Source organism: Cupriavidus gilardii (assembly GCF_008801915.1).
GTDB lineage: Bacteria > Pseudomonadota > Gammaproteobacteria > Burkholderiales > Burkholderiaceae > Cupriavidus > Cupriavidus gilardii.
Genome location: NZ_VZOV01000006.1, coordinates 206,959 through 231,521 on the forward strand (window position 1 = coordinate 206,959; position 24,563 = coordinate 231,521).

General features: G+C 63.5%; 25 protein-coding genes. 5 read left to right on the top strand and 20 right to left on the bottom strand.

Going from position 1 to position 24,563, the window contains the following annotated elements; genetic code table 11:
• Positions 1-60 precede the first annotated feature (60 nt).
• The 9 genes from ccmI to ccmA are packed head-to-tail and all read right to left on the bottom strand — an operon-like array spanning position 61 to position 6,539.
• Positions 61-942, bottom strand: coding sequence for a c-type cytochrome biogenesis protein CcmI (ccmI, locus tag F7Q96_RS10635; RefSeq protein WP_003149835.1), 882 nt, complete (start codon positions 940-942; stop codon positions 61-63).
• Entirely contained in the window at positions 939-1,394 is a 456-nt protein-coding gene (locus F7Q96_RS10640) for a cytochrome c-type biogenesis protein (protein WP_003149833.1), read from the bottom strand. Before F7Q96_RS10640 ends, ccmI begins: the two co-directional genes overlap by 4 nt.
• A complete protein-coding gene (locus F7Q96_RS10645; protein WP_003149830.1) occupies positions 1,391-1,915 on the bottom strand; it encodes a DsbE family thiol:disulfide interchange protein in 525 nt (174 codons plus the stop codon). The genes F7Q96_RS10640 and F7Q96_RS10645 overlap by 4 nt, the downstream gene beginning before the upstream one ends.
• Positions 1,912-3,873 carry a heme lyase CcmF/NrfE family subunit gene (locus F7Q96_RS10650; protein ID WP_003149828.1) on the bottom strand — a complete coding sequence of 654 codons (1,962 nt, stop codon included), beginning with the start codon at positions 3,871-3,873 and terminating at the stop codon, positions 1,912-1,914. Before F7Q96_RS10650 ends, F7Q96_RS10645 begins: the two co-directional genes overlap by 4 nt.
• 3 nt (positions 3,874-3,876) lie before the next feature.
• On the bottom strand, positions 3,877-4,323 hold the full coding sequence (gene ccmE, locus F7Q96_RS10655; RefSeq protein WP_003149827.1) for a cytochrome c maturation protein CcmE: 447 nt from the start codon (positions 4,321-4,323) through the stop codon (positions 3,877-3,879).
• Complete coding sequence (ccmD, locus tag F7Q96_RS10660) at positions 4,307-4,498, bottom strand: heme exporter protein CcmD (protein WP_003149824.1); 192 nt, start codon at positions 4,496-4,498, stop codon at positions 4,307-4,309. The genes ccmE and ccmD overlap by 17 nt, the downstream gene beginning before the upstream one ends.
• Positions 4,495-5,232, bottom strand: a complete 738-nt coding sequence (gene ccmC, locus F7Q96_RS10665; RefSeq protein ID WP_003149822.1) for a heme ABC transporter permease CcmC — start codon at positions 5,230-5,232, stop codon at positions 4,495-4,497. Before ccmC ends, ccmD begins: the two co-directional genes overlap by 4 nt.
• Before the next feature lie 12 nt (positions 5,233-5,244).
• Positions 5,245-5,931, bottom strand: a complete 687-nt coding sequence (gene ccmB / locus F7Q96_RS10670) for a heme exporter protein CcmB (protein WP_003149819.1) — start codon at positions 5,929-5,931, stop codon at positions 5,245-5,247.
• On the bottom strand, positions 5,928-6,539 hold the full coding sequence (gene ccmA / locus F7Q96_RS10675) for a cytochrome c biogenesis heme-transporting ATPase CcmA (RefSeq protein ID WP_004350655.1): 612 nt from the start codon (positions 6,537-6,539) through the stop codon (positions 5,928-5,930). The genes ccmB and ccmA overlap by 4 nt, the downstream gene beginning before the upstream one ends.
• A gap of 180 nt (positions 6,540-6,719) precedes the next feature.
• On the opposite strand from ccmA, the gene F7Q96_RS10680 reads away from it, so the two are divergent.
• Together F7Q96_RS10680 and F7Q96_RS10685 are read left to right on the top strand one after the other, a co-directional pair.
• Complete coding sequence (locus tag F7Q96_RS10680) at positions 6,720-7,388, top strand: response regulator (RefSeq protein ID WP_003149815.1); 669 nt, start codon at positions 6,720-6,722, stop codon at positions 7,386-7,388.
• Positions 7,385-8,770, top strand: a complete 1,386-nt coding sequence (locus tag F7Q96_RS10685; protein ID WP_003149813.1) for an ATP-binding protein — start codon at positions 7,385-7,387, stop codon at positions 8,768-8,770. The genes F7Q96_RS10680 and F7Q96_RS10685 overlap by 4 nt, the downstream gene beginning before the upstream one ends.
• Positions 8,771-8,923: 153 nt before the next feature.
• Here F7Q96_RS10685 and lnt read toward each other — a convergent pair whose 3' ends face one another.
• From lnt to F7Q96_RS10735, 10 genes are all read right to left on the bottom strand, one after another.
• A complete protein-coding gene (gene lnt / locus F7Q96_RS10690; protein ID WP_003149811.1) occupies positions 8,924-10,522 on the bottom strand; it encodes an apolipoprotein N-acyltransferase in 1,599 nt (532 codons plus the stop codon).
• A 24-nt stretch (positions 10,523-10,546) separates the two neighbouring features.
• Positions 10,547-12,805, bottom strand: coding sequence for a heavy metal translocating P-type ATPase (locus F7Q96_RS10695; RefSeq protein ID WP_011517003.1), 2,259 nt, complete (start codon positions 12,803-12,805; stop codon positions 10,547-10,549).
• Positions 12,786-13,883 (bottom strand): c-type cytochrome, encoded by a 1,098-nt coding sequence (locus F7Q96_RS10700; RefSeq protein WP_004350647.1) that lies wholly within the window; start codon positions 13,881-13,883, stop codon positions 12,786-12,788. The genes F7Q96_RS10695 and F7Q96_RS10700 overlap by 20 nt, the downstream gene beginning before the upstream one ends.
• Entirely contained in the window at positions 13,867-14,673 is an 807-nt protein-coding gene (locus F7Q96_RS10705) for a c-type cytochrome (protein ID WP_023120493.1), read from the bottom strand. The genes F7Q96_RS10700 and F7Q96_RS10705 overlap by 17 nt, the downstream gene beginning before the upstream one ends.
• An 8-nt stretch (positions 14,674-14,681) precedes the next feature.
• Complete coding sequence (locus tag F7Q96_RS10710; protein ID WP_003149800.1) at positions 14,682-15,323, bottom strand: cbb3-type cytochrome c oxidase subunit II; 642 nt, start codon at positions 15,321-15,323, stop codon at positions 14,682-14,684.
• Entirely contained in the window at positions 15,320-16,876 is a 1,557-nt protein-coding gene (locus F7Q96_RS10715) for a cbb3-type cytochrome c oxidase subunit I (RefSeq protein WP_003149798.1), read from the bottom strand. Before F7Q96_RS10715 ends, F7Q96_RS10710 begins: the two co-directional genes overlap by 4 nt.
• Positions 16,877-17,394: 518 nt before the next feature.
• On the bottom strand, positions 17,395-19,065 hold the full coding sequence (locus tag F7Q96_RS10720; protein ID WP_004350643.1) for a bifunctional protein tyrosine phosphatase family protein/NAD(P)/FAD-dependent oxidoreductase: 1,671 nt from the start codon (positions 19,063-19,065) through the stop codon (positions 17,395-17,397).
• Positions 19,066-19,113: 48 nt separating this feature from the next.
• Positions 19,114-19,992, bottom strand: coding sequence for an MBL fold metallo-hydrolase (locus F7Q96_RS10725; protein ID WP_003149790.1), 879 nt, complete (start codon positions 19,990-19,992; stop codon positions 19,114-19,116).
• Positions 19,993-20,179: 187 nt separating this feature from the next.
• On the bottom strand, positions 20,180-20,707 hold the full coding sequence (locus tag F7Q96_RS10730; RefSeq protein ID WP_004350638.1) for a rhodanese family protein: 528 nt from the start codon (positions 20,705-20,707) through the stop codon (positions 20,180-20,182).
• A gap of 22 nt (positions 20,708-20,729) precedes the next feature.
• Positions 20,730-21,041 (bottom strand): ArsR/SmtB family transcription factor, encoded by a 312-nt coding sequence (locus tag F7Q96_RS10735; RefSeq protein WP_003149789.1) that lies wholly within the window; start codon positions 21,039-21,041, stop codon positions 20,730-20,732.
• Positions 21,042-21,190: 149 nt separating this feature from the next.
• Between F7Q96_RS10735 and F7Q96_RS10740 the strand changes: the two genes are divergently transcribed.
• The 3 genes from F7Q96_RS10740 (at position 21,191) to F7Q96_RS10750 (ending at position 23,353) form a co-directional block, all read left to right on the top strand.
• On the top strand, positions 21,191-22,417 hold the full coding sequence (locus F7Q96_RS10740; protein ID WP_004350634.1) for an MFS transporter: 1,227 nt from the start codon (positions 21,191-21,193) through the stop codon (positions 22,415-22,417).
• Between the two features lie 76 nt (positions 22,418-22,493).
• Entirely contained in the window at positions 22,494-22,871 is a 378-nt protein-coding gene (locus F7Q96_RS10745; protein ID WP_004350630.1) for a carboxymuconolactone decarboxylase family protein, read from the top strand.
• Between the two features lie 110 nt (positions 22,872-22,981).
• Positions 22,982-23,353: a DsrE family protein gene (locus F7Q96_RS10750; RefSeq protein WP_003149783.1), complete on the top strand. Its 372-nt coding sequence runs from the start codon at positions 22,982-22,984 to the stop codon at positions 23,351-23,353.
• Positions 23,354-23,412: 59 nt separating this feature from the next.
• On the opposite strand, the gene F7Q96_RS10755 is transcribed toward F7Q96_RS10750, so the two are convergent.
• Positions 23,413-24,207 (bottom strand): crotonase/enoyl-CoA hydratase family protein, encoded by a 795-nt coding sequence (locus F7Q96_RS10755; protein ID WP_004350627.1) that lies wholly within the window; start codon positions 24,205-24,207, stop codon positions 23,413-23,415.
• Between the last annotated feature and the right edge of the window lie 356 nt (positions 24,208-24,563).

A 24,563-nucleotide genomic window follows, 5' to 3' on the forward strand; every position in this document is an offset into this window, starting at 1 on the left:
ATGACCCGATTAAGCGAAACTAAAGGTCCCCCCAATGGCCCGTGGGGGACGGGGATGCCATCAAGGCTTTGCGCTTGGCTCTGGTGATCGACCATGGGCGAGTTCCGCCTGCTCCGTCCGGGCCCGTTCAATCCCGGCCGCGACGACTTTCGCCGCCTCGGAATCGGGGGGCATCATCCCGAGCAGCTTCTCCCAGTGCGCGATGGCCGTTTGATAGTCCCGGCGCTGCACCGCAGCAGCGCCGGCCAGAGTCAGAGGCAGGGCTGCATTGGGATCGAGCGACAAGGCGCGCTCAAGCAGACGAGTGGGCTCTCCCTCAAAACCGGAGCCACGGATTCTGGACAGCGACTCCGCGTACTCCGCCAACGCCTGTGGATCGTTCTGGACCAGCTCATTGGCGTGGGTGAAGGCATTGACGGCTTGCTCATGATCGCCGAAGTAACGGTAGGAACGCGCCAGCATGAGCCAGCCTCCAGGATCATCGGGGTGCTGGGCCAGCCGTGCCTGAAGAGAGGCCACCATTGCTTGCACATCGGTTTGCGTCGTCATGCTCGCGCTGCGAACCTGTGACGGGTCCGTGGCGGCCGGATTTCCCAGGTACGAATAGGTGAGCGCTGTCGCGATCGGCAGCAGAATGGCGACAGTGATCGCTGCCCGCTTGCTTCCAGCAGGCGGCCCCAATTTCAACGGAGGAGCAGCAGTTTCATTCAGCGCTCGCCGCTGAAGATCAGATCTTGCATCGGCCAATTCATTGGCCGACAACGTGCCATTGATGTGGTCTCTCTCCAACTCCGCCCATTGATCGCGCAGTACCGCGACGTTCACGCTTTCAGGGGCAACTTGGTCGCTCGCACCATGTCCCCCTCGCCAGAGAACGAAAGAAAGCCATATCGAGACGCCTCCCACGAGCACCGACGCCAGAGTCAGGAAAACGATGCTCATGTTTCGTCCAGTACATTGTGTGGCGGAGCCAGCAGCGCGTCCGCGTGTCTGCGCTCCTCTTCATTGAGTGCAGCATGCTTCGGCTTGCGGTTTCGGCTGCGCAGATTCATGACCAAGACCACAATGCCCAAGGCAAGCACCACGAACGGGCCAAACCAAAGCAACATCGTTGTCGGCTTCAAGGGCGGGCGATAGAGCACGAAATCGCCGTATCGCTCGACCATATAAGTCCGGATGTCGTCATCGCTCTTGCCGGCACGGATCTGCTCGCGGATCTGTTGGCGCAAGTCAGCGGCAAGATCGGCCTGCGAAGCTGCAATCGATTCATTCTGGCAAACCAGGCAACGTAACTCGGATGCAATGCCCAGCATTCGGTCCTCGGCCGCTTGGTCGCTGGCCCAGACCGGAGCCGTGAACAGAAAGAAAAACAATGCCACCCGCCAGAGAATCATTTCTCAAGCTCCCGCACCAGCGGCAGCAGCTCGCCGCGCATTTCCCCCGCGTCAATCGCCCCGGTGTGCTTGTAGCGAATGATGCCTGCCTTATCGATCACATAGGTTTCCGGCACGCCGTACACCCCGAAGTCGATGCCGACCGCCCCATGCGCATCGGAGACCGTCGTTTCAAAGGCATTGCCATTGCGCCGTAGCCAGGCGATGGCGTTCTGGGGCGTGTCCTTGTAGTTCATGCCGACCACCGAAACAGCATGCCTGCTGGCCAATTCGGTGATGACAGGATGCTCCTCAAGACAGGGCGCGCACCAGGAAGCCCACACGTTCAGTACCCAAACTTTCCCGATCATGCTCTCGGATGAGAAGGTCAGGTCCGGAGCTTGCAGTTGCGGAAGGCTGAAGCGCGGCGCGGGCTTGTTGATCAAGGGCGATGGCACCTCGCTGGGCTTGAGCGTCAGGCCCACTGCGAGGAACGACACCAAGACAAGGAATCCGAGCAGCGGCCATAGGAAACGGTTCATGATGCGGCCTCGGGCAATGGCGGAGCGACGTGTTGACGGCGAGGCTTCAGACGGTATCGACGATCGCTGATGGCCAAGCCACCGCCAAGCGCCATCAGGATGCAGCCGATCCAGATCCAGTCAACGAATGGCTTGTGGTAGACACGAACGCTCCAAACACCGTCGCCGAGCGGTTCGCCGAGCGCCGCGTAGACGTGGCGCAGTCCGTTTGCATCGATCGCCACCTCGGTCATCGGCATCTGCGAGGCCGGGTAATTGCGCTTTTCCGGATGCAGCCGACGCAAGACCTTGCCGTCGCGCGACAGTTCGATATCGCCTATCTGCGCCACGTAGTTGGGCCCCCGCGTGCTTCTGACGCCGATCAAAGTGAGGTCGTAGCCGCCGATGCTGACGGACTCGCCCTGGGCCAATCGAACGTCTCGCTCGGTCTCATACCCACTGACGATGGTCACGCCAGTCACGAATACCGCGATGCCCAGATGCGCCATATGCATCCCAAGCCAACTGCGTGGCTGGGCACGCAACCCGCCGCGGGTGGCGCGCATTCGGCCGAAGATGCCCGTCACCACCGACACCGCAATCCACGTGGCGAGCATCAAGCCCAACGCCGCAGAAGCTGACCAGTGCCCCAGCACGAACGGGGCGGTCAGGCCCACCAGGGGTGCAGCAATCATCGGCACGCGCAACTGCCTGAAGATGGCACCGAACTGGGCGGCCTTCCAATTGGCGGCGGGTCCTACCGCAATCAGAAGCAACGCGGGGATCATCAATGGCACGAACACCGCATTGAAGTATGGCGGCCCCACGGAGAGCTTGCCCAGGCCCAGCGCATCGACGAGCAGTGGGTACAGCGTACCGAGCGCGACAGCGCCGGCAGTGACGACCAACAGCACATTGTTGACCAGCAGCAAGGACTCCCTGGAGACCATGTCGAACCGTCCTCCCATGCCGACCTTAGGGGCTCGCCATGCGAACAAAGCGAGCGACGTGCCCACAATGACCGTCAGCAGAATCAGAATGAATAACCCGCGTCGCGGATCGGTGGCAAATGCATGCACAGAAGTCAGTACGCCCGAGCGCACCAGAAAGGCACCCAAAAGCGAGCAAGAAAATGCGCCGATCGAGAGCAGCACCGTCCAGTTCTTGAAACTGGCCCGCTTTTCCGTCACCGCCAAAGAGTGGATCAAGGCGGTGCCCACCAGCCAGGGGATGAACGACGAGTTCTCGACCGGGTCCCAAAACCACCAGCCCCCCCAGCCCAACTCGTAGTAGGCCCACCAACTCCCCAAGGCGATTCCGACCGTCAGATTTGCCCAGGCTGCGGTGGCCCAGGGACGAGACCAGCGTGCCCACGTCGAGTCCAGTTGTCCGGCAAGCAATGCAGCAATCGCGAATGCGAAGGCCACCGAAAATCCGACGTACCCCATGTAAAGCAGCGGTGGATGAAAGATCAAGCCGATATCCTGCAGGAGCGGATTCAGATCCCATCCATCTTGCGGTACCGGGAAAAGTCGCTCGAAGGGATTGGAGGTCAACAGGACGAACAGCAGGAAGCCGGCCGTCACCAGGCCGAGCACGCCCAGAACGCGCGCCACCATGGCATCCGGAAGCTGTTTCGACAACCGGCTGACCGCATAGGCCCAGCCGGTCTGCATCAGCAGCCAGAGCAGGAGCGAACCCTCATGTCCGCCCCAGACCGCGGCCATTCTGTAGCCCAGCGGGAGCTGAGAATTGGAGTTTTGAGCGACGTAGGCGACCGAGTAGTCCTTCGCGACAAAGGCCCAGGTGAGCGCGGCAAAACCGACCATCACCAACAGGAATTGAGCGCGTGCAGCGGGGCGGGCGAACGCGATCCAGGTGAGGTTGGCTCGCGCCGCGCCGGCCAGGGCAAGAACACCTTGAGCGAGTGCCACGAACAAGGCAGCGATGAGGGCGAGGTGGCCGATTTCTGGAATCATGGGTCAAGGCTTCCTTGAAGCCGGCTTCTTCTGGACTTCGTCCAGCGCATGCTGGGCCTCGGGCGGCATGTAGTTCTCGTCGTGCTTGGCCAGCACCTCCTCGGCGCGAAAGAGGCCGGCACTGTCCAGCCGTCCTTGAACAACCACCCCTTTTCCTTCACTGAACAGGTCAGGCAAGATGCCCGAATACGTGACCGGGATTGCTTTGACCGTATCGGTGATGACGAACTGCACGGCAAGCTCACCACGCTGGCGCTTCAGACTACCTCGTTCCACCATGCCGCCGACTCGAAAGGTGCGCTCCAGTGGTGCCTCCCCGGCACTGACCTGCGAGGGCGTGAAGAAGAACACAAGGTTGCTCTGAAAGGCATTGAGCACCAGCGCGGTGGCGATGCCGAGGGCGGATAGCCCGGCGACGATGAGTGCGATGCGTCTATTTCGTGGCTTCACGCCGCGCCTCCTTGCCCAGCAATTCCGACTGGATGCGCCATAGCGCTGCTCGGCGCCGGCGCCGGAGCATTCGGCATTCAGTCCAGAGCAACACCACCGTCGTCAGGACGGATCCCCAAACGTACACGCCATATCCGCCCATCGCCAGGAACTCACCCACACTGGCCCAGTTCATCGCTTCACCTCCTCGATGTCCTGCAGCCAGCCGGCGTGATGTTCGCGTTCCAGGATGATGCAGCGCACACGCGCCAGCGCCGCCGCAGCCGTGTAAGCCCAGGCCGCAAGAACCATGATCAGCATGCCCAACAACATGACCGTCGCCATGGAGGGCGAACGAGTCAGCGATACCGAGGCGCCCTGGTGCAAGGTGTTCCACCACTGCACGGAGAAATAGATCACAGGGATGTTCACCACGCCGACCAGTGCCAGCACGGCGCCTGCCCGGTCGGCACGGCGACGATCTTCGATCGCCGACTGGAGTGCGATGAAACCGATGTACAGAAACAGCAGGACTAGTTCAGAGGTCAGCCGCGCATCCCAGACCCACCAGGTTCCCCACATCGGCTTTCCCCACAAGGCGCCGGTCCACAGAGAAAGGAAGGTGAACAGTGCACCCGTGGGGGCCAGCGCCGAGGCCATCATTGCCGACAGGCGGCTGTTGAACACCAGGCCAATGCCGGCCCAGAACGCCATCGCCAGATAGATGACCATGGACATCCATGAAACCGGCACGTGCAGGAAGATGATGCGATACCCCTCTCCCTGCTGGGCGTCGGTGGGTGCCAAGAAGAACCCCACATAGACGCCCGCGAGCGACAGCGCCGCGGCGGTCACGCCGAGCCAAGGGACGAGCTTCCCCGCGAGTGGGTAGAACGCCTTGGGAGATGAAAACTTGAACCAGTTGACCATACGCTTCGCTCCTCAGTACTCCAGTGCGATGCGCAGCGATGCACTCGCTGCGAATGGCGTGAAGAACGCCGCCAAGACGAACACGGCGGCGAGCAAAGAGAGGTTGGCCGACGCTCCCTGACCGATGATCGACGCATCGACCGCGCCGGCACCGAAGATCAGCACCGGGATGTAGAGCGGCAGCACCAGCACAGCAACGAGGACACCCCCTGCGCGTACGCCCAGCGTCAGCCCCGCGCCGACGGCGCCGATGAGGCTGAGCACCGGCGTACCGATAACGAGCGATGCGGTCAAAATCCAGAGGGACAAGGCAGGCAGGTCGAACTGCAATGCCAGCGCGGGCGCAAGCAAGGCCAAGGGCAAACCGGACAACAGCCAATGCGCCGCGATCTTGCCGACGACCAACATGGCCAACGGCGCTGGCGACAGCATCATCTGCTCCAGCGTGCCATCGGCGTGATCCTGCTCGAACAGGCGATTGAGCGAAAGCATGCTGGCCAGCAACGCCGATACCCACAGGACGCCCGGAGCGATCCGTCGGAGCATTTCGCGCTCGGGGCCGATACCCAATGGAAACAGACTGACGACCACGACAAAGAAGCAAAGAGGTATCAGCGCGTCTGACCTTCGGAGCAAGGCGAGCTTCAAGTCCCGGCGCATCACGACAAATACCGGATTGGCAACGAGGGGCCGGCTCATGCCCCCATCCGGACGGTCTGAGAAGTTTTCAAGGCCAGCTCCTGGTGACTCGTCAGAACGACCATGCCGCCGCGTGACTGGTGCCGATGGATCAGTTCACCAAGCCATCGCGCACCGAATTGGTCCAGCGCTGTGGAGGGCTCATCGAGAATCCACAACTTCCTCCTGTAGAGGAGCAATCGAGCCAGGCTTGCACGACGCTTTTGGCCTTGTGACAACATCCGGAACGGCAAGTGCCTGTGCTCGGCCAAGCCAACTTCGTCCAACGCTGATTCCACGCATTCCGTGGTGACCGGCTCACCAGCGATGGCGGCCGCGGCAAGCAGGTTGTCCAAGGCATTCAGGTCTTCTTTGAGTCCAATGCCATGGCCGTTGTAAACCAGTTCGCGTTGGTATTCACTCCACTGGTTGCGCAGCGGCTTTCCTTTCCACAAGACTCTGCCAGCAGCAGGCGTAGCGAACCCTGCAAGCGTTCGCAATAGCGTGGTCTTCCCGCTGCCGTTCTCGCCGTGCACCGACAGGCACTCGCCCGGCACGATCCGGAAAGTCAAATGGTCAAACAGGCGGCGCTCCCCGCGAACGCCCGCGAGATCGAGAGCTTCAAGCATGGGCCGGGTCATAGTTCATGCACATGGGCATCCCTGGAAGGTGCGCCCTCAAGGGGCAATCTTCAAAATCATGTCTTCTCCCGATTAACTGAGAATTAGCGGGAACTTGCGTCCTACCTTGCTGTCATTTCTGGCCTAACATGAGCGTGTCAAACAAGCAAATTCAGGTTGGTAGGCGCCATGCGAATACTGTTGGTGGAAGACGACAAACTGATCGGACGGGGGATCGTGGCCGGTCTGCACAAGCACGGCATCGCGGTGCATCACGTCGGCACCGCAGAAGAAGCCGAAGCCACGCATGCGGAAGACACCTTCCATGCCCTGGTGCTCGATCTCGGGCTGCCTGACCGGGACGGCATGGAGTTGCTGGCCAGCATGCGGGCCGTCGAACCTCAATTGCCCGTCCTGATCCTCACGGCGCGGGACGCCATCGAACACAGGCTCAAAGGGCTGCATGAAGGTGCCGACGACTACATGATCAAACCGTTCGACCTGCGTGAACTCGCAGCCCGGTTGCATGCGCTGGTCAGACGCACGCAAGGCCGTGCGGCCCAGGTCATCTCGGCCGGTCCCCTGCGGCTGGAGCCGGAGAGCGGGCTGGCCTGGTTCCAGGGCGAGCCCGTCTCCTTGTCGCGCCGCGAGGTCGATCTGCTGGCCCATCTCGCCAACGCCGATGGCCGGTGGGTCCCGCCCGACATGCTCAACGAGCGCTTGTACGGCCTCGGGGAAGAGATCGGCAGCAACGCGCTGAATGTGCATATCCACAACATCCGCCGCAAGCTCGGCGCCGAAGCCATCGAGACGGTCCGTGGGCTCGGCTATCGGCTGGGCTGGAGGCTTGCATCATGAGCCTGCGGCTGCGCGCCGTTCTGATCGCCGGCATTTCGCTGTTGGTTCTGTGGGGCGCTGCCGCCGGCTGGATGATGCGCGGCGTTCATTCCAATCTCGACCGGACCCTCGACGGTCGTCTTGCCATGTCGGCACGCATGGTGTCGGGGCTTCTTGAACGCGCCGCGCTGGCTCCGAATGCAGCGTCCAACGACTTCACCGAGGCGGTGCGCGTCAGCGGCAAGGAGGGCATCGCATGCGAAATCCGGTCTTTGCAGGGAGAGATCCTGGCACGAACGACCACCGGACCTCACTCGGAGTTCGAGTCACTGCCGGCCGGCTTCAGCACGCGGGACGTTTTGGGACATCAGTGGAGGGTCTACGTTCTTCGTGCCAATGGCTACCAGATCACGACGGCGGATCGCGTGGATCAGCGGGATATGCTGATCAACGAATTGCTAAGCGTGGCTGGCGTGCCCTTCTTGATTGCCTTCCTGGGCGGCCTGGCTGCCCTTTGGATCGGCATCGGACGGGGGCTCGCCCCCCTGGAGGCTCTGTCGCAGCAATTGCGCGACAAACACGCGGACGACACGTCCCCGATCGCCGTCAACCATTCACCCTCGGAACTGCGCCCGGTTCTGGACGCAATGAATGGGCTTCTCAAGCGCCTGGCACGGACACTCGCCAGCCAACGGGCATTCACCGACGCCGCGGCGCACGAGCTGCGCACGCCGTTGACCGTGATCGATACGCACCTGCAGGTGGCCCGGATCAGTGAAGGCGACGAGGTGGCGTCCTCTCTTTCCAGTGCAGAGGAAGGCGTGAAGCGGCTGAGGCGCACCTTGGACCAGATGATGATACTGGCCCGCGCCGAGACGTCTGCCGACAAGGCGGATGGTTGCACTTCGGTGGTCGCTTCCGTCGGCGGCGTGCTGGAACAGTGGAAGGCCGCAGAAAAAGAGCGCTTGTCGTTGAACGTCAGCGGCGAGGACATCGGAACCCCGGTGCCCAAGTCGATGCTGGAAACGGCGGTTCGCAATCTGGTTGACAACGCGATGCGCTATTCGCCGCGAGATACGGCCATCGAGGTGGGCGTGTTCCTGGATCCGAATGCACAGCAGTGTGTGATTAGCGTGTCGGACCGTGGCCCCGGGCTGACTGCCGAGCAGGCATGCCAAATTGGCCAACGTTTCTGGCGCGGTGATCAGGGCCGAAAGAGCAAGGACGGGGCGGGCCTGGGCATTTCGATCGTTCGGGCCATTGCAGAGAGATTTGGTGGGGCCCTGAATCTCGAACCCCGGGAAGGCGGAGGCCTGGTTGCGAAATTTCTCGTGCCCACCGACCCCGCACCCAAAAAAGGTCAAGCTAGGCCTGCAGGGCGTGGCTTGGATTCAAAACCGTAGGTTCGGACCCTGCCAGGGATAGCGCGGTCACAGCCAATGGACGCAGGCGTGCTGATGTGGTTCGCCTTCGTTCGATCCAGCGCCTGACTTCGGAGTAGGCATCCGCCAGGGATCAGGCGCATGGCGGTGCTCGTGCGGCTGCCGCTCTTGCGACTACCGTGGGGTCGGGCGCCGTACGAGAGCAGCCAATACTATCCCTACCAGCAACAGGACCGGCTGGTCGCCATAGCGAACATACGGCGTCAGGCCGCTCATGCCTTGTACGGTCGCGGACAACACGCCCGGCCGATGTGGCGGCAGAGCGGCAACGACCCGTCCTTTCGGATCGATCGAGGCCGTGATGCCTGTATTCGTGGAGGTCACCATAGGCCGAGCGGTCTCGATGCTGCGCAACCGCCCGATCTGCAGATGCTGGCGAAGCGCCCAGGTCTGGCCGAACCAAGCGAGGTTGCTCAAGTTCACGAGCACGCTCGCGCCGGGTCCTGCGCCTGGGGTCGGCAGGAGCGACGGGAGCAGCTCGGAACCGAAAACATCCTCGTAGCAAATGTTGAACGCCAAATGCTGATCATTCACCGAGAATGGTCTCTGGACCGGGGCTCCACGATCGAAGTCACCCAGCGGCATTTTCAGCATCCGCGTGAACCACTCGAACCCAGCCGGTACATATTCGCCCCAGGGCACGAGGTGGTGCTTGTCGTAGCGTAGCGGCACGGAGGCGTCGACAAGCTGCTGCAACGGCGTGCCGGAGTCGAAGCCGATGGCGCTGTTGGTGTAGCGCGAACTGCCGTCGGCCGCCATGCTGTGCAAAGGGACGCCCATCGCGATCGTGCTGCGCTGGTTCGCCGCTACGTCGAGCCAGGTTTTCCAAATCATCGGGTCGAGCTGGTCTTGGAATACGGGCACGACGGTCTCTGGCAAGACGATCAGGTCCGGATGCGGCTCTCCGGGGCCCGGTGGCTGTGCGGCCAGCCGCAAGTGACTGGCGATGCCGTCTTCAAGCAGGGTCGGGTCGAACTTCTGCGATTGATCGATGTTTCCCTGCACTAGCCTCAGATGCAGCGGCTCGCCTTCGGCCGTCGACCAATCGAGGCGAGTAAGTGTCCATCCCGTGGCGATCAGGATCAGCACCGTCGCCAGCAAAGACACGTTCGAGCGCATGGAAGCCGCGGCCGGACGCGACAGGAACGCCACGGTCCCCGAGGCGCACGCCGCGAGCAGCGCGACGCCATGCACGCCCAGCAACGGCGCCCAGCCGACCAAGGGGCTGTCCACATGGGCGTAGCCAATGTTCAGCCACGGAAAGCCCGAGAACAGCACGCCGCGCAGCCATTCCGAGGCGGCCCAGACAGCTGACCAGACCAGCACTTGTGACAGCGCTGCTCCCCGCCGAGTGCGAGACTGCAGCCACTTGCTGATCGCGCAGGCAAGAGCGGGAAACAGCGCGAGAAAGGCAGACAGCGCCACGACGCTCGCACCGGCCAGTGGCGCGGACAAACCACCGTAGTCATGGATGCTGATGAACAGCCAGTACAAGCCGACCGCAAAATTGACGAAGCCGAACGCCCATCCGCGAAGGAATGCCTGCCGGCCGCGCTCGGCGGCAAAGCTGGCGCGTGCCAGCACCGCCAGCGCGAGGATTTGAACGATGGGCAGCGACCACTGGGGCAACGGATCCGGGGCGAACGTCAACGCATGTGCGCTACCGGCAAACGCCAAGGTCGCGGCATTTCGCCACCGCGCAAGCCTGCTCACAGCCTGAGCATTCCAGTGCTCCTTTCAGGACGCAGCCGGCTTGGCCTGCATCGACTTGTCACAGACGACGCGGCCCTGCAGCAGCCTGCAGGTGTTCAGGAGCACCGACGCGCTGCTGGCCAGCATGGCGAGCGCGGCGGCAAAGGGCGTCACGCCTGCTTCGAACAGCACGACAATCACGGCGAGGTTGTACACGACGGAAAATGCGAGATTCTGCCGGACGATGCGATCAAACTTGCGAGCCAACTCACGGGTCTCGACGACAGCGCCCACGCTGCCGTGCGCGATCACCACCCCGGCTGCGGAAACAGCCACGGAACTCGATCCTGGGATGGCGATTCCGCAGGCTGCCTGGGCCAGGACCAGGCCATCGTTGGCGCCGTCGCCCACGAATGCGACAGGCGCTGGGCTCTTTGCCACGATGTCGGCTTTTTCTTCCGGAGAGCAATCGGCCTCGACCCGGTCGAAGTCTATGCCCAGGTCAGCCGTCAGGCGTTCGGACGCTGCGCTGGAATCCCCGGTCAGCAACCAGAGTTTCAATCCCTGCGCACGTAACCGCTGCAGTGACGAACGGGCGTCGTCGCGAGGGGCATCCTGCAGACGCAAGGAGCCGAGCCAATCCCGGCCATTGGCTACGTGTACCAGCCCTGGCAGGCCATCTTCCGGCGGCATGCCCTCGACTCCCGCGGCGAGCAGCCAATGCCTTTCACCCACCCACACGGTCTCGCCGCCGGGGACATGCATCGTCACGCCTTTCGCGCACGCCGTCACCTGGCATCCGTCGGGCTCGCACGCGCTGCTCATTCCAGACTGCCGGGCCGCGAGGACCACCGCGTGTGCAATGGGGTGCGCGACGCCGGCCTCGGCCCTTGCCGCAAGGTCGATGAGGTCCTGTTCGGCCCCCCCGTGCCGCGTCTGGATGCTGACGATACGCATCTGACCGCACGTCAATGTGCCGGTCTTGTCGAACGCCATGATCCTTGCCCTGGCGAGCGCTTCGACGCTCGCGGAGTCTCTCAGGAGGACGCCGCGCCGCGCGGCCTCGCGGCAGGTAAAGGCGTAGGCCAGCGGCATCGCCAGACCGACCGCGCAAGGGCAGGCTGCGACCAGAAGGCTCAGCGCACCGAGCAACGCCTGGTCTGCGCTTGAGCCGTTCCACAGGTAATGGACGAAGGCGAGCAGAGATGCCGTCACCACGACCGGGAGCAGTATCCGGACGAAGCGCTCGGCCGTCTCGGACAACGACGAACGAGCGCCAAACAGCTCAAGCATGCGCAGGCCGAGCACGTCCAATCGTCGGTCCCCCGCACCGGCGGTCACGTGGACCGTCAGAGGTCCGCGCAGGTTCACGGACCCGGCGAAGACCCGTTCGCCAGGCTGAACGCTGCGAGGCGCGGACTCGCCTTGCAGCAGCGAGAGATCGACGGCCGACTGTCCCGCTACGACGATGCCATCGACCGCGATGCGCTCGTTGGCGCGTATCAAAACGGTATCACCGGGCGCGAGCTCTGCCAGCAGGACGGTGCTCTCGGCCTTTTCGCCGCCGGCAGAAGTCAGCTTCGTCGCGGTTTCCGGCGCAAGGCTGCGCAATGCTTGTACGGCAAGTCCGCTCTCCTGCCGGGCATGGATTTCGATCAATCTTCCGATCAGCAGAAAAGTGATCAACATGGTGGCGGCGTCGGTGTAAATCGCCACGGACCCCATGGCCAGGGACCCGACCGACACAAAGAGGGAGCCAAGGACAGCAACAGAGGCAAAGACGTCCATCCCTGCGATCCCGGCGCGCAGCGAACGGGCGGCGGCGCGGTAGAAATCCCACGCCGAATATCCGACGACGGGAAGGCTTGCTACGACGCTGGCCCAGGCGATGACGAGCGCCGCCGCCTCGTCGGCGTTCAGGTAAAGCACCCATGAGCCCAGCATGCTCCACATCCCGAAGACGACCGCGACGGTCAACTGCAAGCGGATCTTCCTGGCCTGCCGCTGCAGGGCCGCTTCCAGCTCGTCGCTGCCTTTCAACGGGGACAGTGCGTAGCCCAGACCCTCGGCCTTTCGCAGCAGCAAGGGGAAGTCGATCGACTCCGGGACCCAGGTCACCAGCGCCGAACCGGAGGTGAAATTCACCGTCGCCGAGACCACGCCGGGCACACGCTGCAGGACGCGCTGCAAGGCCATCGCACAGCTCACGCACCAAAGCCCGTCTACGAAAAACACCATCCGGCCCGCCACACGGGCCTGCTCATAGTCGAAATCCCCACCGGAACTACGGTCCGCTCTTGGCATCCGTTCCAACCCCAAGCAGTTTTCCGCCCACGACCTTCCCGTAGTAGCTTTGCTCACCTTCGTGGTATTTCTCCAGCGCCTCAGCCACGGTTCCGGTCTGGCGTGTGTCCTTGGGGCGTTCGTGGCTGTTGATGAATGCCGCCACGTCCCAGGCCTCCTGTTCTGTCAGACTGTATGGCTTTCCAAGCGGCATGTTCGCCCAGATAAAGCCCGCTGCAGTATCGATGCGGGCCATGCCGGCGCCCCAGTTGTACGACTCGGGTCCCCAAAGCGGGGGAAATCTCATCTTGCCGTTTTCCTCCCGCGTGCCCTGTCCATCAGGACCATGGCACAGTGCGCAATTTTGTTGATAGACCGCCAGACCTCGGCCCACGTCGTAGTCGTCCTTTGGTTTCGGCACCTTGGGATAGAGCGCTCCGCGCGGCTTGTTGCCGGCGGGCAGCCCATCGGCCATCCAGGCCATATAGGTCATGAGATCGCGGTACACATCGCTGCCAGCGGGCGGCGGTTTCCCGGAGGACGACGCCTGGGCGTTCATCGAATAGGTGAAACAGCCCATGATCCGGTCTTCGAGCGTGCTGATGGTCCCGGTCTTGCTGCGAAAAGCGGGGTAGGACGCATAGGCCGCCCACATCGGTGCGGCATTCTCTCGCCGTCCCGAGTCGAGGTGGCAGTTCGCGCAGGCCAGCGAATTGCCCACGTGGTCTTTGACCATGGCGCCAGTGTCGGTGAAGATTTTCATTCCTCGCCGGATGGCATCGCCATAGGGTCCTTTCGGAATGTCATCCTCCGCAGGCGGGAGGTAGTAGCCGTCCGCACCGACGGGCATACCGGGCGGAGACGCCTTGGCGTCTTTTGCGTAGGCCTTGCGAGCAGCTTCCATATCTGCTCTCGAATAGGGCGCGGCCGAAGGAATCGTGACCGTTTTGCCGCTGATCGCGCTGTACAGATACCCCATCACGCCGCTCTCGTAGACGCCGTAACCTGCCGAAAACAGCAGGAGACCCAGCGCCGCAGCATAACCGGCACGCCGGAGTGTCCCCGTGTGCGCAGAGCGGCGATCACCGTTGTTCGTCATGATTGCCTCCTTTGCTGCCCGGACGCAAAGATCCGAAATACTGAGCCACATCGCGCATGTCTTGGTCCGACATGCGCGACGCGATGTCATCCATCAAGGATTGCGGCGAATTGTGGCGATGGCCGCCTTTCCATGAGACCAACTGGTGGAAGATGTACTCGGGCTGCTGACCCGCCAGCGCAGGGAAATGGCCGCCGACACCCTCACCCTGCTGGCCATGACAGGTCACGCACGCCGGGATATCCTTTTTCCAGTCGCCCGTTCGGCTCAGTGCCTCTCCACGCGCCGCGTCTCCGCCCAGATCGACGGGCGGCCCGGCAACGTGCGGCAGCGCAGCGTAATAGGCCGAGACTTGCCCGATCTCCTCGGCGCTCATTGCACTGGCCACGTACCGCATGGACTCGTTGGGGCGGCTTCCGGTAGCGAAGTCGTGGAGTTGCTTCGCGATGTAGGCTTCGGACAGGCCGGCCAGCGCGGGCGTCAGCCCCGCGCCAGCACCGTGGTCGCCGTGACATGACGCGCAGGCCCAGACGATGTCGTTGCCCTGAAAGACGAGCACCGGCGCGTCATCGGGAACTGCGGGCGCCTGCTGCTTCGGCGCAACGGTCCCGCCAATCGCCGCCCCGCGATTCGGCGCCAGGTCGGCGATGTAGCTCAAAGCGCCCCAGATCGCCAGCGCCAGGAAGATGGCCAGCACAAACAAGGGAATGGGACGCGATTGCTCCCAGGGGTCGAATGTCGGGTCTACGTCTTGAACACGACGCCCCTTGCCGCTCAGCTCGGATTTCATCTCGCCCCTCATTGACGCGGGCCCTTCTGAGTTTTCGGATCGTAGCCACGATCACGCAATGTCGCCTCTTTGGCGCTGACGGGGTAGGAACGGTCCAGGCTCAACAGGTACGCGACCAGGTCGAGCGCCTCCTGTCGGGCCACCACCACTTTCCCGTCCGCGGGACGGTACTCCTGCGGCAACTTGACCACGACCTCGCCGGGCGCGGCCTTCTCCTTGACCTCGAAGAGGAAGGGGTACGAAGGCATGATGCTCCAGTCGAAGATGGCCCTGGGCTGGTACAGGTGGGTCAATTGCCAGTCCCGGCTCGGCAGGCGCACCCCGACATTCAGCAAATCGGGGCCGGTGCGCATCGTCCCGAGCAGTTGGGGAGCGTCGTAGGCGTAGTCGCCCGGCGTGGACGGCCTTCCCCAGCCCCGGGCCTGATCCGCCAGCGTCTGGCCACTCGAACGAGGCTGCTGGCTGTGACAGTAGACACAGCCATTGGCCACGTACTGCGCACGGCCTCTTAGCTGTTCGATCGTGTAGTTCTGCAACTGCGCAGGTGCCTGGACCGTACGGACCTGCAGGCCGGGGAGCACCACGAGCATGACGGTCGCGAACACCAAGATTCCGACAGCGCCGACGAACAATGGAATCAGCCGGTTCATGCGTCACCTCGCCGTTTCGACCAGAGTAGGGCCATCGCATGGAAGGCAAAGACGAAGTGTCCCAGCGTCATCATGCCGCCGCCCACCGATCGACCTTCGAGATACGGCACGATGTTGCGGGTGATGTCAGCGAAACTGGTCTGTGGATCGAGCAGCGACATGCCTTGCAGGAAACCGCCGATGGTCAATGACAGGAAATAGATCAGAAAACCCAGGACCGTCAGCCAATAGTGGATGGCGATGAGTCGCGGACAGGGCCAGTTCTTGCCCGTCAGGTAGGGCAAGAGATAGTAGAAGGCGCCGAACAGCACGATGGAGACGAATGCGTAAGCTCCCAGGTGCGCATGCCCCACCGTGTAGTGCGTGAAGTGGGTGATCGAGTTGATGGCCCGTACAGCCTCCAGCGATCCCTGGAAGGATGCGGCCGTGTACATCAATGCGCCCGTGGACACGAAGCGCAGCGCCATGGACTCCTTGAACGCCCAGAAATTCTGCGCGACCGTCACGTGCTGATTGATCGCCACCGCGATGACAGGAATGAACATCATGACGCTGTGCACGATCGACAGCGTGACCACCCACGTCGGCACGGGCCCACCGATCAGGTGATGAATACCCACCTGGCTGTAGAACAAGGCAAGGCCCCAGAAGCCCAGCAGCGAAACGCTATACGAATAGATCGGCTTGCCGATGATCTTGGGAATCAGGTAATAGGCAGCACCCAGCCCCAGCGGTGTCAGCCAGAGGCCAAGCACGTTATGCGCGAACCACCAGTTGGTGGTGGCTTGCTGCACGCCTGAATGCAGGCCCGGGATATTCGCGATGAAGAACAGAATGGGGAACCATGCCAGTCCCGCGAGGTAGTACCAGCCGCTGACGTAGATGTGGTGAACGTTGCGTTTTCGGGTCGTCGCGATGGCGGACCATGCGATGAAGAAGCCGCCGAGGGCCAGGACGATGTCGATCTGCCATGGGATTTCGAGCCACTCCAGGCCGTCGCTCCATCCATTGGCAATGGCAATGGCACCGGCCGCCACGCCGAGGGCCCACAGCACCGCGCCCACCATCGCCATTGCGGGCCTTCGCAGGGGCGTATGAAACATGCGAGGGATGATCCAGAGCGCGACCGCTATGCCCCCTGTGGACAGCCAGCCGTACGCGACCAGATTCAGATGGACGGTGCGCGCGCGCCCGAAGGTGGTGAACGCCTGACTCGCCAGCCAGTCGGGCCAGTGCAACTTCAGCGAGGCGATCATCCCGAACAGCGAGCCAACGATCAGGAACAGGAAGGAAGCGATGGACAGGACCAGTACGACGTTCCGACCCGGGGCGTCGACGCCGGCACGCAAGGCGTCGAATCGATGCTCGGCCGCCCCTTCATCGAATGAAGATGGATCATCCGGGGAGCCGGCCTCGCCCTCCAGAAATATGGTCGAAGCCTCCTTCTTTCCCGCATGGATCTGGCGCGTCACGATGGACCAGATCAACGCGCCCAGAGCCGCCAGCGAGACGATAAAGCTCAGAGCAAGGAGAAACCCTAGGCTTTCATTCATGGGCGCTCCAGAAATGGCGCGCAACCATCCGAATTGGTTCCGATGCCAACCACTGGTGTTGGCGATAGTGTTCCATCAGGGCTTGCCTCAGCATTGTTTTTATGAATGTCGCATGTGAATCACGGGAATGATGGTCAGCCTCGATTAAGCGAAAGTTAAGAGTGTTTTTCGAGGTGCCCCGCGCTCTTTGACCGTGGACTGTCTGGATGGCGAGATCCAAATACAGTCGGCCCGGATATTCGAATCGTCGTGACGCGAAGGTCTCGGCCGCCTCGCGGCAGACACCGGCGCTGCGCCTGGGGTCAGCATCGGCAGGGGGCGGGACGATCGCTTGTTCGCCTAGTGCCAGGAAATCACAGTGGACGCACGTATCCGTTATAACCACCCGCATCCCGAAGGACAGTCTCCCCTGGCAGGGATAGCCGCTGTTGAGGCTCGGAGGGCCGAATGCCGCTCCTCCTTTCGCCCGCACTATGAGCGTCGGTTTCCCATGTCCCGGCGATGACGCATGCGGCGGCTCACCCGTCCGAGAGGACAGGATGCGCGAGCCATTCGCGGCCCTTGAGCATGCCGTCCCAATAGACCGGCGGCAGGATGCGTTCCTTCAGCAGCCACGCCAGCGATGACGGCCGCTTGCCGTCGATGAACCATTTCGGAAACGAAGGCGCCAGCTTGCCGCCGTAGGCAAATTCCGCCAGCACGATCTTGCCGCGCTCGACAGTGAGCGGGCAGGAGCCATAGCCGTCATAGCTGGCCAGGCGCGTGGACCCGCTCCGGGCGGCGAGCAGGTTGTGCGCGACCACCGGCGCCTGCTTGCGTGCGGCCGCAGCAGTCTTGGCATTGGTGGTGTTGGTGCAGTCGCCGAGTGCGAAGACGTTGGCGTACTTCTTGTGGCGCAGGCTCGACGGGTCCACGTCCACCCAGCCCGCAGCGTCCGCCAGCGGGCTCACTCGGATGAAGTCCGGCGCCTTCTGTGGCGGCACGGCGTGCAGCAGGTCAAATGGACGGGTGACGCGCTCCTTGGTGCCGTCGGCGTTCGTGCGGATGAAGGTGGCTTCATGCGCTGCGCCATCGACGGCCACGAGCTGGTTGCTGAATTGCAGATCGATGCCATAAGCCTTCACGTACTCCATGAGCGCGGGCACGTAGTCCGGCACGCCGAAGAGCACGCCTCCCGCGTTGCAGAACTCGATGTGGATGTTCTTGAGCACGCCCTGCCGCTTCCAGTGATCGGCCGAGAGGTACATCGCCTTCTGCGGCGCACCCGCGCATTTGATGGGCATGGGCGGCTGCGTGAACAGGGCCTGGCCGCTCTTGAGGTTCTGCACCAGTTCCCAGGTGTAGGGCGCGAGGTCGTAGCGGTAGTTGGAGGTGACGCCGTTGCGGCCCAGTGTTTCAGGTAGGCCCTCGATGCCGTTCCAGTCGAGTTTCAGGCCCGGGCAGACCACGAGCTGCTGGTACTTGACGACGCGGCAGCCATCGAGCACGAGGGCGTCGCGCTCGGGCTCGAACGCGGCGACGGCCATCTTGATCCACTTGACGCCGCGCGGAAGCACGCTCGCCATCGTGCGCGCCGTGTGCGCAGGCGGAAAGATGCCCGCGCCCACCATCGTCCACCCCGGCTGGTAGTAGTGCACATCCGCCGGGTCGATGACGGCGATGTCCGCGTCCGGCTTGCGCGCGAGCAGGCTGGACGCCACCGCGATGCCCGCCGCGCCCGCGCCGACGATCACGATGTCATGCGTGGCGTCCACGACTTCGGTGGGTGTGCGCCCGCCGTTGGCGATGCGCCGGGCCACGCCGGACAGGTCGTAGCCGGCACCGCGCGCGGCTTCGAGGATGGAGGCCAACGGCTGACGCTGCGCCTGGCTCAGCGCCCACAGCGTGGCCGAGCGCGTGCCGGTGCGGCAGTAGGCGAACACCGGGCCGGGCAGTTGCGTCATCAGCGTCCCGAAGGCCTGGGCCTGCTGGTCGGTCACTTTGCCGGACTCGACGGGCAGGTAGGTCGCCGCCATACCCAGTGACTGGGCGGCCTGCTCGATTTCGCTGAAGCCGGGCTGATCGCCCGCTTCTCCATCGGGCCGATTGCAGATCACCGAGCGGTAGCCAGCCTCGGCGATGGCCTGCAGGTCGGTGGCAGCGATCTGGCCGCTGACGGCCAGTCCCTGGTCCAAGGCTTTGATGTCCATGAGGGTCTCCTGCCCGGAAATTGTCCTTTCAGCCGGTCGGTGCCGCTCTCAGAGGGCATCGATGGGAATCTTGAGGTAGTGGACGCCGTTGGATTCGGCAGGCGGCAACTCGCCGGCCCGCATGTTCACCTGCACGGAGGGCAGCAGAAGCACGGGCATCGCCAGCGTGGCGTCGCGCTGCTCGCGCGTGGCCGCGAAGTCATCCTCGCTGATGCCGTCACGCACATGGATGTTGTGCGCACGCTCCTCGGCCACGGTGGTCTTCCATTGAAGCTCGCGCCCCCCGGGGCGGTAGTCGTGGCACATGTAGAGCACGGTCTCCGGCGGCAGCGACAGCACGCGGCCGATCGAGCGGAACAGTGTGCGCGCGTCGCCACCCGGAAAGTCGCAACGCGCCGTGCCATAGTCGGGCATGAACAGCGTGTCGCCCACGAAGGCTGCGGCAGGCGCTTCAGGTGTGGCGTTGTCCTGGACCAGATAGGTCATGCAAGCGGGCGTATGGCCGGGGGTATGCATGGCCCGCACCTGCAGCGTGCCGAGCATGAAGGTCTCGCCGTCGTCGAACAGACGATCAAACTGCCGGCCGTCACGCGCGAAGGCCGGCTCGGCGTTGAAGAGCTGGCCGAACACCTGCTGTACGGTACGGATGTTCGCCCCAATGCCGGTTCGGCCGCCCAGGCACGAATGGAGATACGGCGCGGCGCTCAGGTGATCTGCGTGCACATGCGTCTCCAGAATCCACTGGACGCTCGCCCCCAGTTCCCGCACGCGCTCGGCCATGCGGTCCGCGCCGGCGCGCGAGGTGCGGCCGGATTTAGGATCGTAGCCGAGCACGCTGTCGATGATGGCGCACTGACCGCTTTTCGTGTCCAGCACGATGTAGCTGAAGGTGCTGGTGTCCTCGTCAAAGAAGGGTTCGATCTTCACGGTGTCTTTGCCTCGCTGAATGTATGACCCGTCTGTTGTCGCCCAAGCTCCCTTGATCGGATGTTTGTGGGTCGTTCTCACATGCCAGATGGTGTCCGGGTCGAATTAACTCAAAATTAAAAACTTGCCGTCGCATGTTCTTGCCGACCGGCGGCCGAGTGAAGAAATCGCTTCCCCACCCGTAGACTCAGCCGGCCAGCGCGCGGCGGTTCCAGGGCATGCGCATCAGCACGCGCGCGAGCCCACAGAACCCCGAGACACCGGCGAAGACCAGCCCCGCGCCCACGAAGCCCGAAAGCACATGGAACCATGGCGAAATCGTGGCGCCCAGCACGGCACCCAGCACGATCAAGGACCCCGCAACAATCTGCACCTGCCGTTGCAGCTCCAGGGGTTGAGAGGCGTCCGCCACGACGGGCAGGCCGGCCTTCTTCCAGGCGTCCAGCCCGCCTTCAAGCACGTAGGCCTCGCAGGCCGTGCATGCCCCCAGCGTCGGGGCGTTCACCCGCGTCCGGTTGCCCGAGCGGCAGTGGAAGATGATTGCCGAAGCGCCGTCGAGCGGCAGGCCGCCGCTTCGCAAGCGGTCCATCGGCACATGGCGTGCCTGCGCGATGCGCTCACGGGCATGTTCGTCCGCCGCACGGATGTCCACCAGAACGGCACCCTGGTTCATGAGTTCGCTGGCAGCTTGGGGCGAGATGGATTTCAGGGACATGGCAATGGCCTCCGAGGGTGGATCAGGGACAGAAGATGGCCTTGAGCGTGGCGATGAGCTTGGCCACGTCGGGGTTGTCGATACGGTAGTGCAGGGTCTGCGACTCTCGCCGATAGGTCACCAGGCCTTCCTCGCGCATCTTGGCCAGGTGCTGGGACAAGGCGGACTGGCTCAGCGCCACGTTTTCGTGCAGGGCACCGACGGTCATCTCGCCATGCTCGATCAGCAGGCAGAGAACGAGCAGGCGATGCTCATTGCCGACCGTCCGCAGCATGGCCGCAGCCTTGGCCGCGCCGTCCTGTAGAAACGACTGGTCTTTCTTGTCAACCATCATGGCAGCTTGTATTTAACATGTATCTAATTTAGCATAAGCTAATAAAATATCAAGGCACTTCCTCGAAGGCAGGAAGTGCGGCAGGTCTTCCTGCCGGTGTTCTCATGCTGCGGCGTGGGTTCGCCTGACACCTCATTCCTGATTCGTTCATGACGCCACCTGCTTCGCTGCCACCGCCCGCTGCGACAGATGCCCGCCGCAATGTGGGCCTGCTGATGGCCGCCCAATCGCTGGGCGGCGCCGCGCCACCCATCATCATTTCGCTGGGCGGCATCGTGGGTCAGATGCTGGCCAGCAACCCTTCGCTGGCCACACTGCCGGTCAGCCTCTACAACCTGGGGCTGGCGCTGTCGACCATCCCTGCGGCCCTGCTGATGCGTCGTCTGGGCCGGCGCGCGGCCTATGCGTTGGGGGCGCTGCTGGGTTCGGTGTCCGGGCTCATCGCCGCATTGGGCGTCCTGTGGGGCAGTTTCGAGACCTTCTGCGTGGGCACGGCGATGGCTGGCTTCTACGGCGCGTGCGTGCAGAGCTACCGCTTCGCGGCCAGCGATGCGGTGCCGCCGCCGCAGCGCGCCACCGTCATCTCGCGCATCATGATCGGCGGCCTGATCGCCGCGGTCATCGGCCCGCAGGTCGTCATCTGGACGCGCGACGCCTGGCCCATGGCGCCGTTCGCTGGCAGCTTCCTCGGGCAGGCGGGCCTGGCGCTGCTGGCCTTGCCGCTGCTGCTGATGCTGCGCATGCCGCCGCCCCAGGCGTCCGCCGTCGTGGGCGCGGCGCGCCCGCTGGCAGTGATCGCGCGCAGTCCAGGCTTCGTCGTGGCCGTCACGGCGGGCATCGTGTCCTACGGCCTGATGGCTTTCATCATGACGGCCGCGCCGATGGCCATGGTGGGTTGCGGCCACACCGTGGGCGAGGCGGCGCTGGGCATCCAGTGGCACGTGCTCGCCATGTTTGCGCCGAGCTTCTTCACCGGCCACCTGATCGCGCGTTTCGGCAAGACCGCCATCACGGCGTGCGGACTGGTGTTGATCGGCACCTCTGGCCTGCTGGCCCTGGCCGGCCTCGAACTTCTGCACTTCTGGGGCTCGCTGATCCTGCTGGGCGTGGGCTGGAATTTCGGCTTCATCGGCGCCACGGCGCTGGTGACCGACTGCTACACCGCGCCCGAGCGCGCCAAGGTGCAGGCACTCAACGATTTCCTGGTGTTCGGCACCGTGGCCGTCGCCTCGTTCGGGTCGGGCCGGCTGCTGAACACCTCGGGCTGGGAAACCATCAACGGCCTGATGCTGCCCCTCATCGCGCTCGTGCTGGCCCTGCTGGGTTGGCTGGCTTGGCGCAACCGCCGGCAGTCGGCGGCGGCCGCTGCGCCATGAAGCCGTCTGGGTCCGGTCGAGCGTGCGGGTCAACCCGGTTTCATATTCGATGTTCCAAAACCATGAGGAGTTCGCGATGACGACAAGTTACCGGCAACTGACGCAGGACGTGGTGGCTCACCTGGCGCCCCTGCACAAGGGAGTGCCGCAGGTCATGAAGAGTTTTGGTGAGATGGGCAAGGCAGCGATCGCCGACGGCGCACTCGACGCCAAGACGAAAGAGCTGATCGCGTTGGCGATCGGCGTGGCCGCGCGGTGCGATGGCTGCATCGGCTTTCATGCCAAGGCATTGGTCAAGCTCGGCGCGACGGCTGCGGAGGTCCATGAGGCCCTGGGCGTGGCCATCTATATGGGAGGGGGTCCGTCGGCGATGTACGCATCGAACGCGGTGGCCGCCTTCAACGAGTTCGCGGCGCTGTCCAGCATTCCGGGCGCGCCGGCCAGCGCCCCGTAGCCTGGGCCCGGTCCGTCGTGCGGCGCCGCGGACCGCCTGCATCCGGTGCCAGAGCTTTGCACCCTCCAACTCGCATCCCCACAGTCGCTGTTTATCACAAGGACCTAGCCATGCAGACCACCGACTTCGTTGCGACCATTTTTGACGGAAGAAGCAATCCCAACAAGGTGACCGTGACCTTCATCATGGCGCTCAACGCGCTGCTCAAGGGACATACGGCGACCATCATCCTGATGGTGGAAGCCGTGGAACTGGGACAACCCGGCGCGGCCGCTGGATTGGACATCGGCAAGCCTTTCGAACCCGTTGCCGATCTGCTGGAGAAATTCTTGGAAAAGGGAGGTCGCATTGCCATCTGCGGCTCGTGCATGATCCACAACGGTATGACCGCCGCGCAGATGGACCCGCGTTTTAGCGTCATCAACGCACCCGATGTGGTGGAGTTGCTGATGGGCGCCAGGGGGTCCTTGCAAGTGACCTGAGCCCAGCCATGACGCGGTCGCGCATCGCTGGCCGAGGCCGGTAGCGCGCGTCTTGAAGATCAAGCATTCAGTTGGACCTTGTGCGCCTTCTTGTTCACGAAATCGCCCAGGCGCTCCTGCACATCGTCACCCTGCTGGATCATGGCCATCACCAGCCCCTCGGTGAACAGCCCGTCCGTGGCCGACATGTCGGCGATGCGGCTGATGGCGCTGACGATGGCGTAGTTTGAAAGGGGCGCATTGCCCGCGATCTTCTTTGCGAGGGTCAGGGCGAACTCGGGTGCGGGCGTGTCGCCTTTCGCGATGTCGCATACGTAGTGGGCCAAACCCAGTTCGCGGCCCTCCCGCGCATCGAGGACCCGTCCGGTGAGCATCATCTCCACCATGCGAGGGGCGGAGATGATCCGCGCAGTGCGCACCGTGGCGCCGCCGCCCGTGAAGATGCCTCGGGTGCCCTCGGGCAGTGCGAAGAAGGTGCGGCTGTCGGCAACGCGCACGTGGGCTGCGCTGGCCAGTTCCAGCCCGCCGCCCACGACCGCTCCCTGCAGGCAGGCGACCACGGGAATGCCGCCATGCTGGATCTTGTCGAACGCGCGGTGCCAGCCCTGGCAGACGCGCATGAACTCGACGCCGCTGCGTGCCTTGTCGTGATGTTCCTTGAGGTCCAGGCCGGCACAGAAGTGATCGCCCTTGGCCGTCAGGAGGATGGCCCGGATGTGGCTGGGCACCGCTGAGAAATAGGCGTCGATGGCGGCGATCGCTTCCTCATTGAGCGCGTTGCGCTTGTGCGCCATGTTGAGCGTGACGATGCCGATGTTGTCTTGTTCGGAGGTCAGCAGAATGGGCTCGGACATGAAGTTCTCCTTGCAGTGGGTCATGAACATGGTGGTCTGCGGCGGGCAGGTCGATATGCTCGGTCCGGCAGGCATCGGCCGCCTCGCCGCTGCGGTGACGGCATGGCCCGCACTGAAGCGGACCATCCGTTCAAGGCCGAGGATCTATGCCAATGTTGCCAATTCTTGCGCACTGAGCCTGGCCTGGGCGCGAAGTGCAGAGAGACCGCCGGAATCGCGGTCGAACCTCGCAGCCGATACTATTGAGGGGCCTTTACCTTTTCCATGCCCGTAGATTACTTACCGGGGATGCTGGGCTCAATTGCCAATAGCGCCGTGAAATTTGCAAAAACTGACAATCTCGTCAGGCCGCCAAG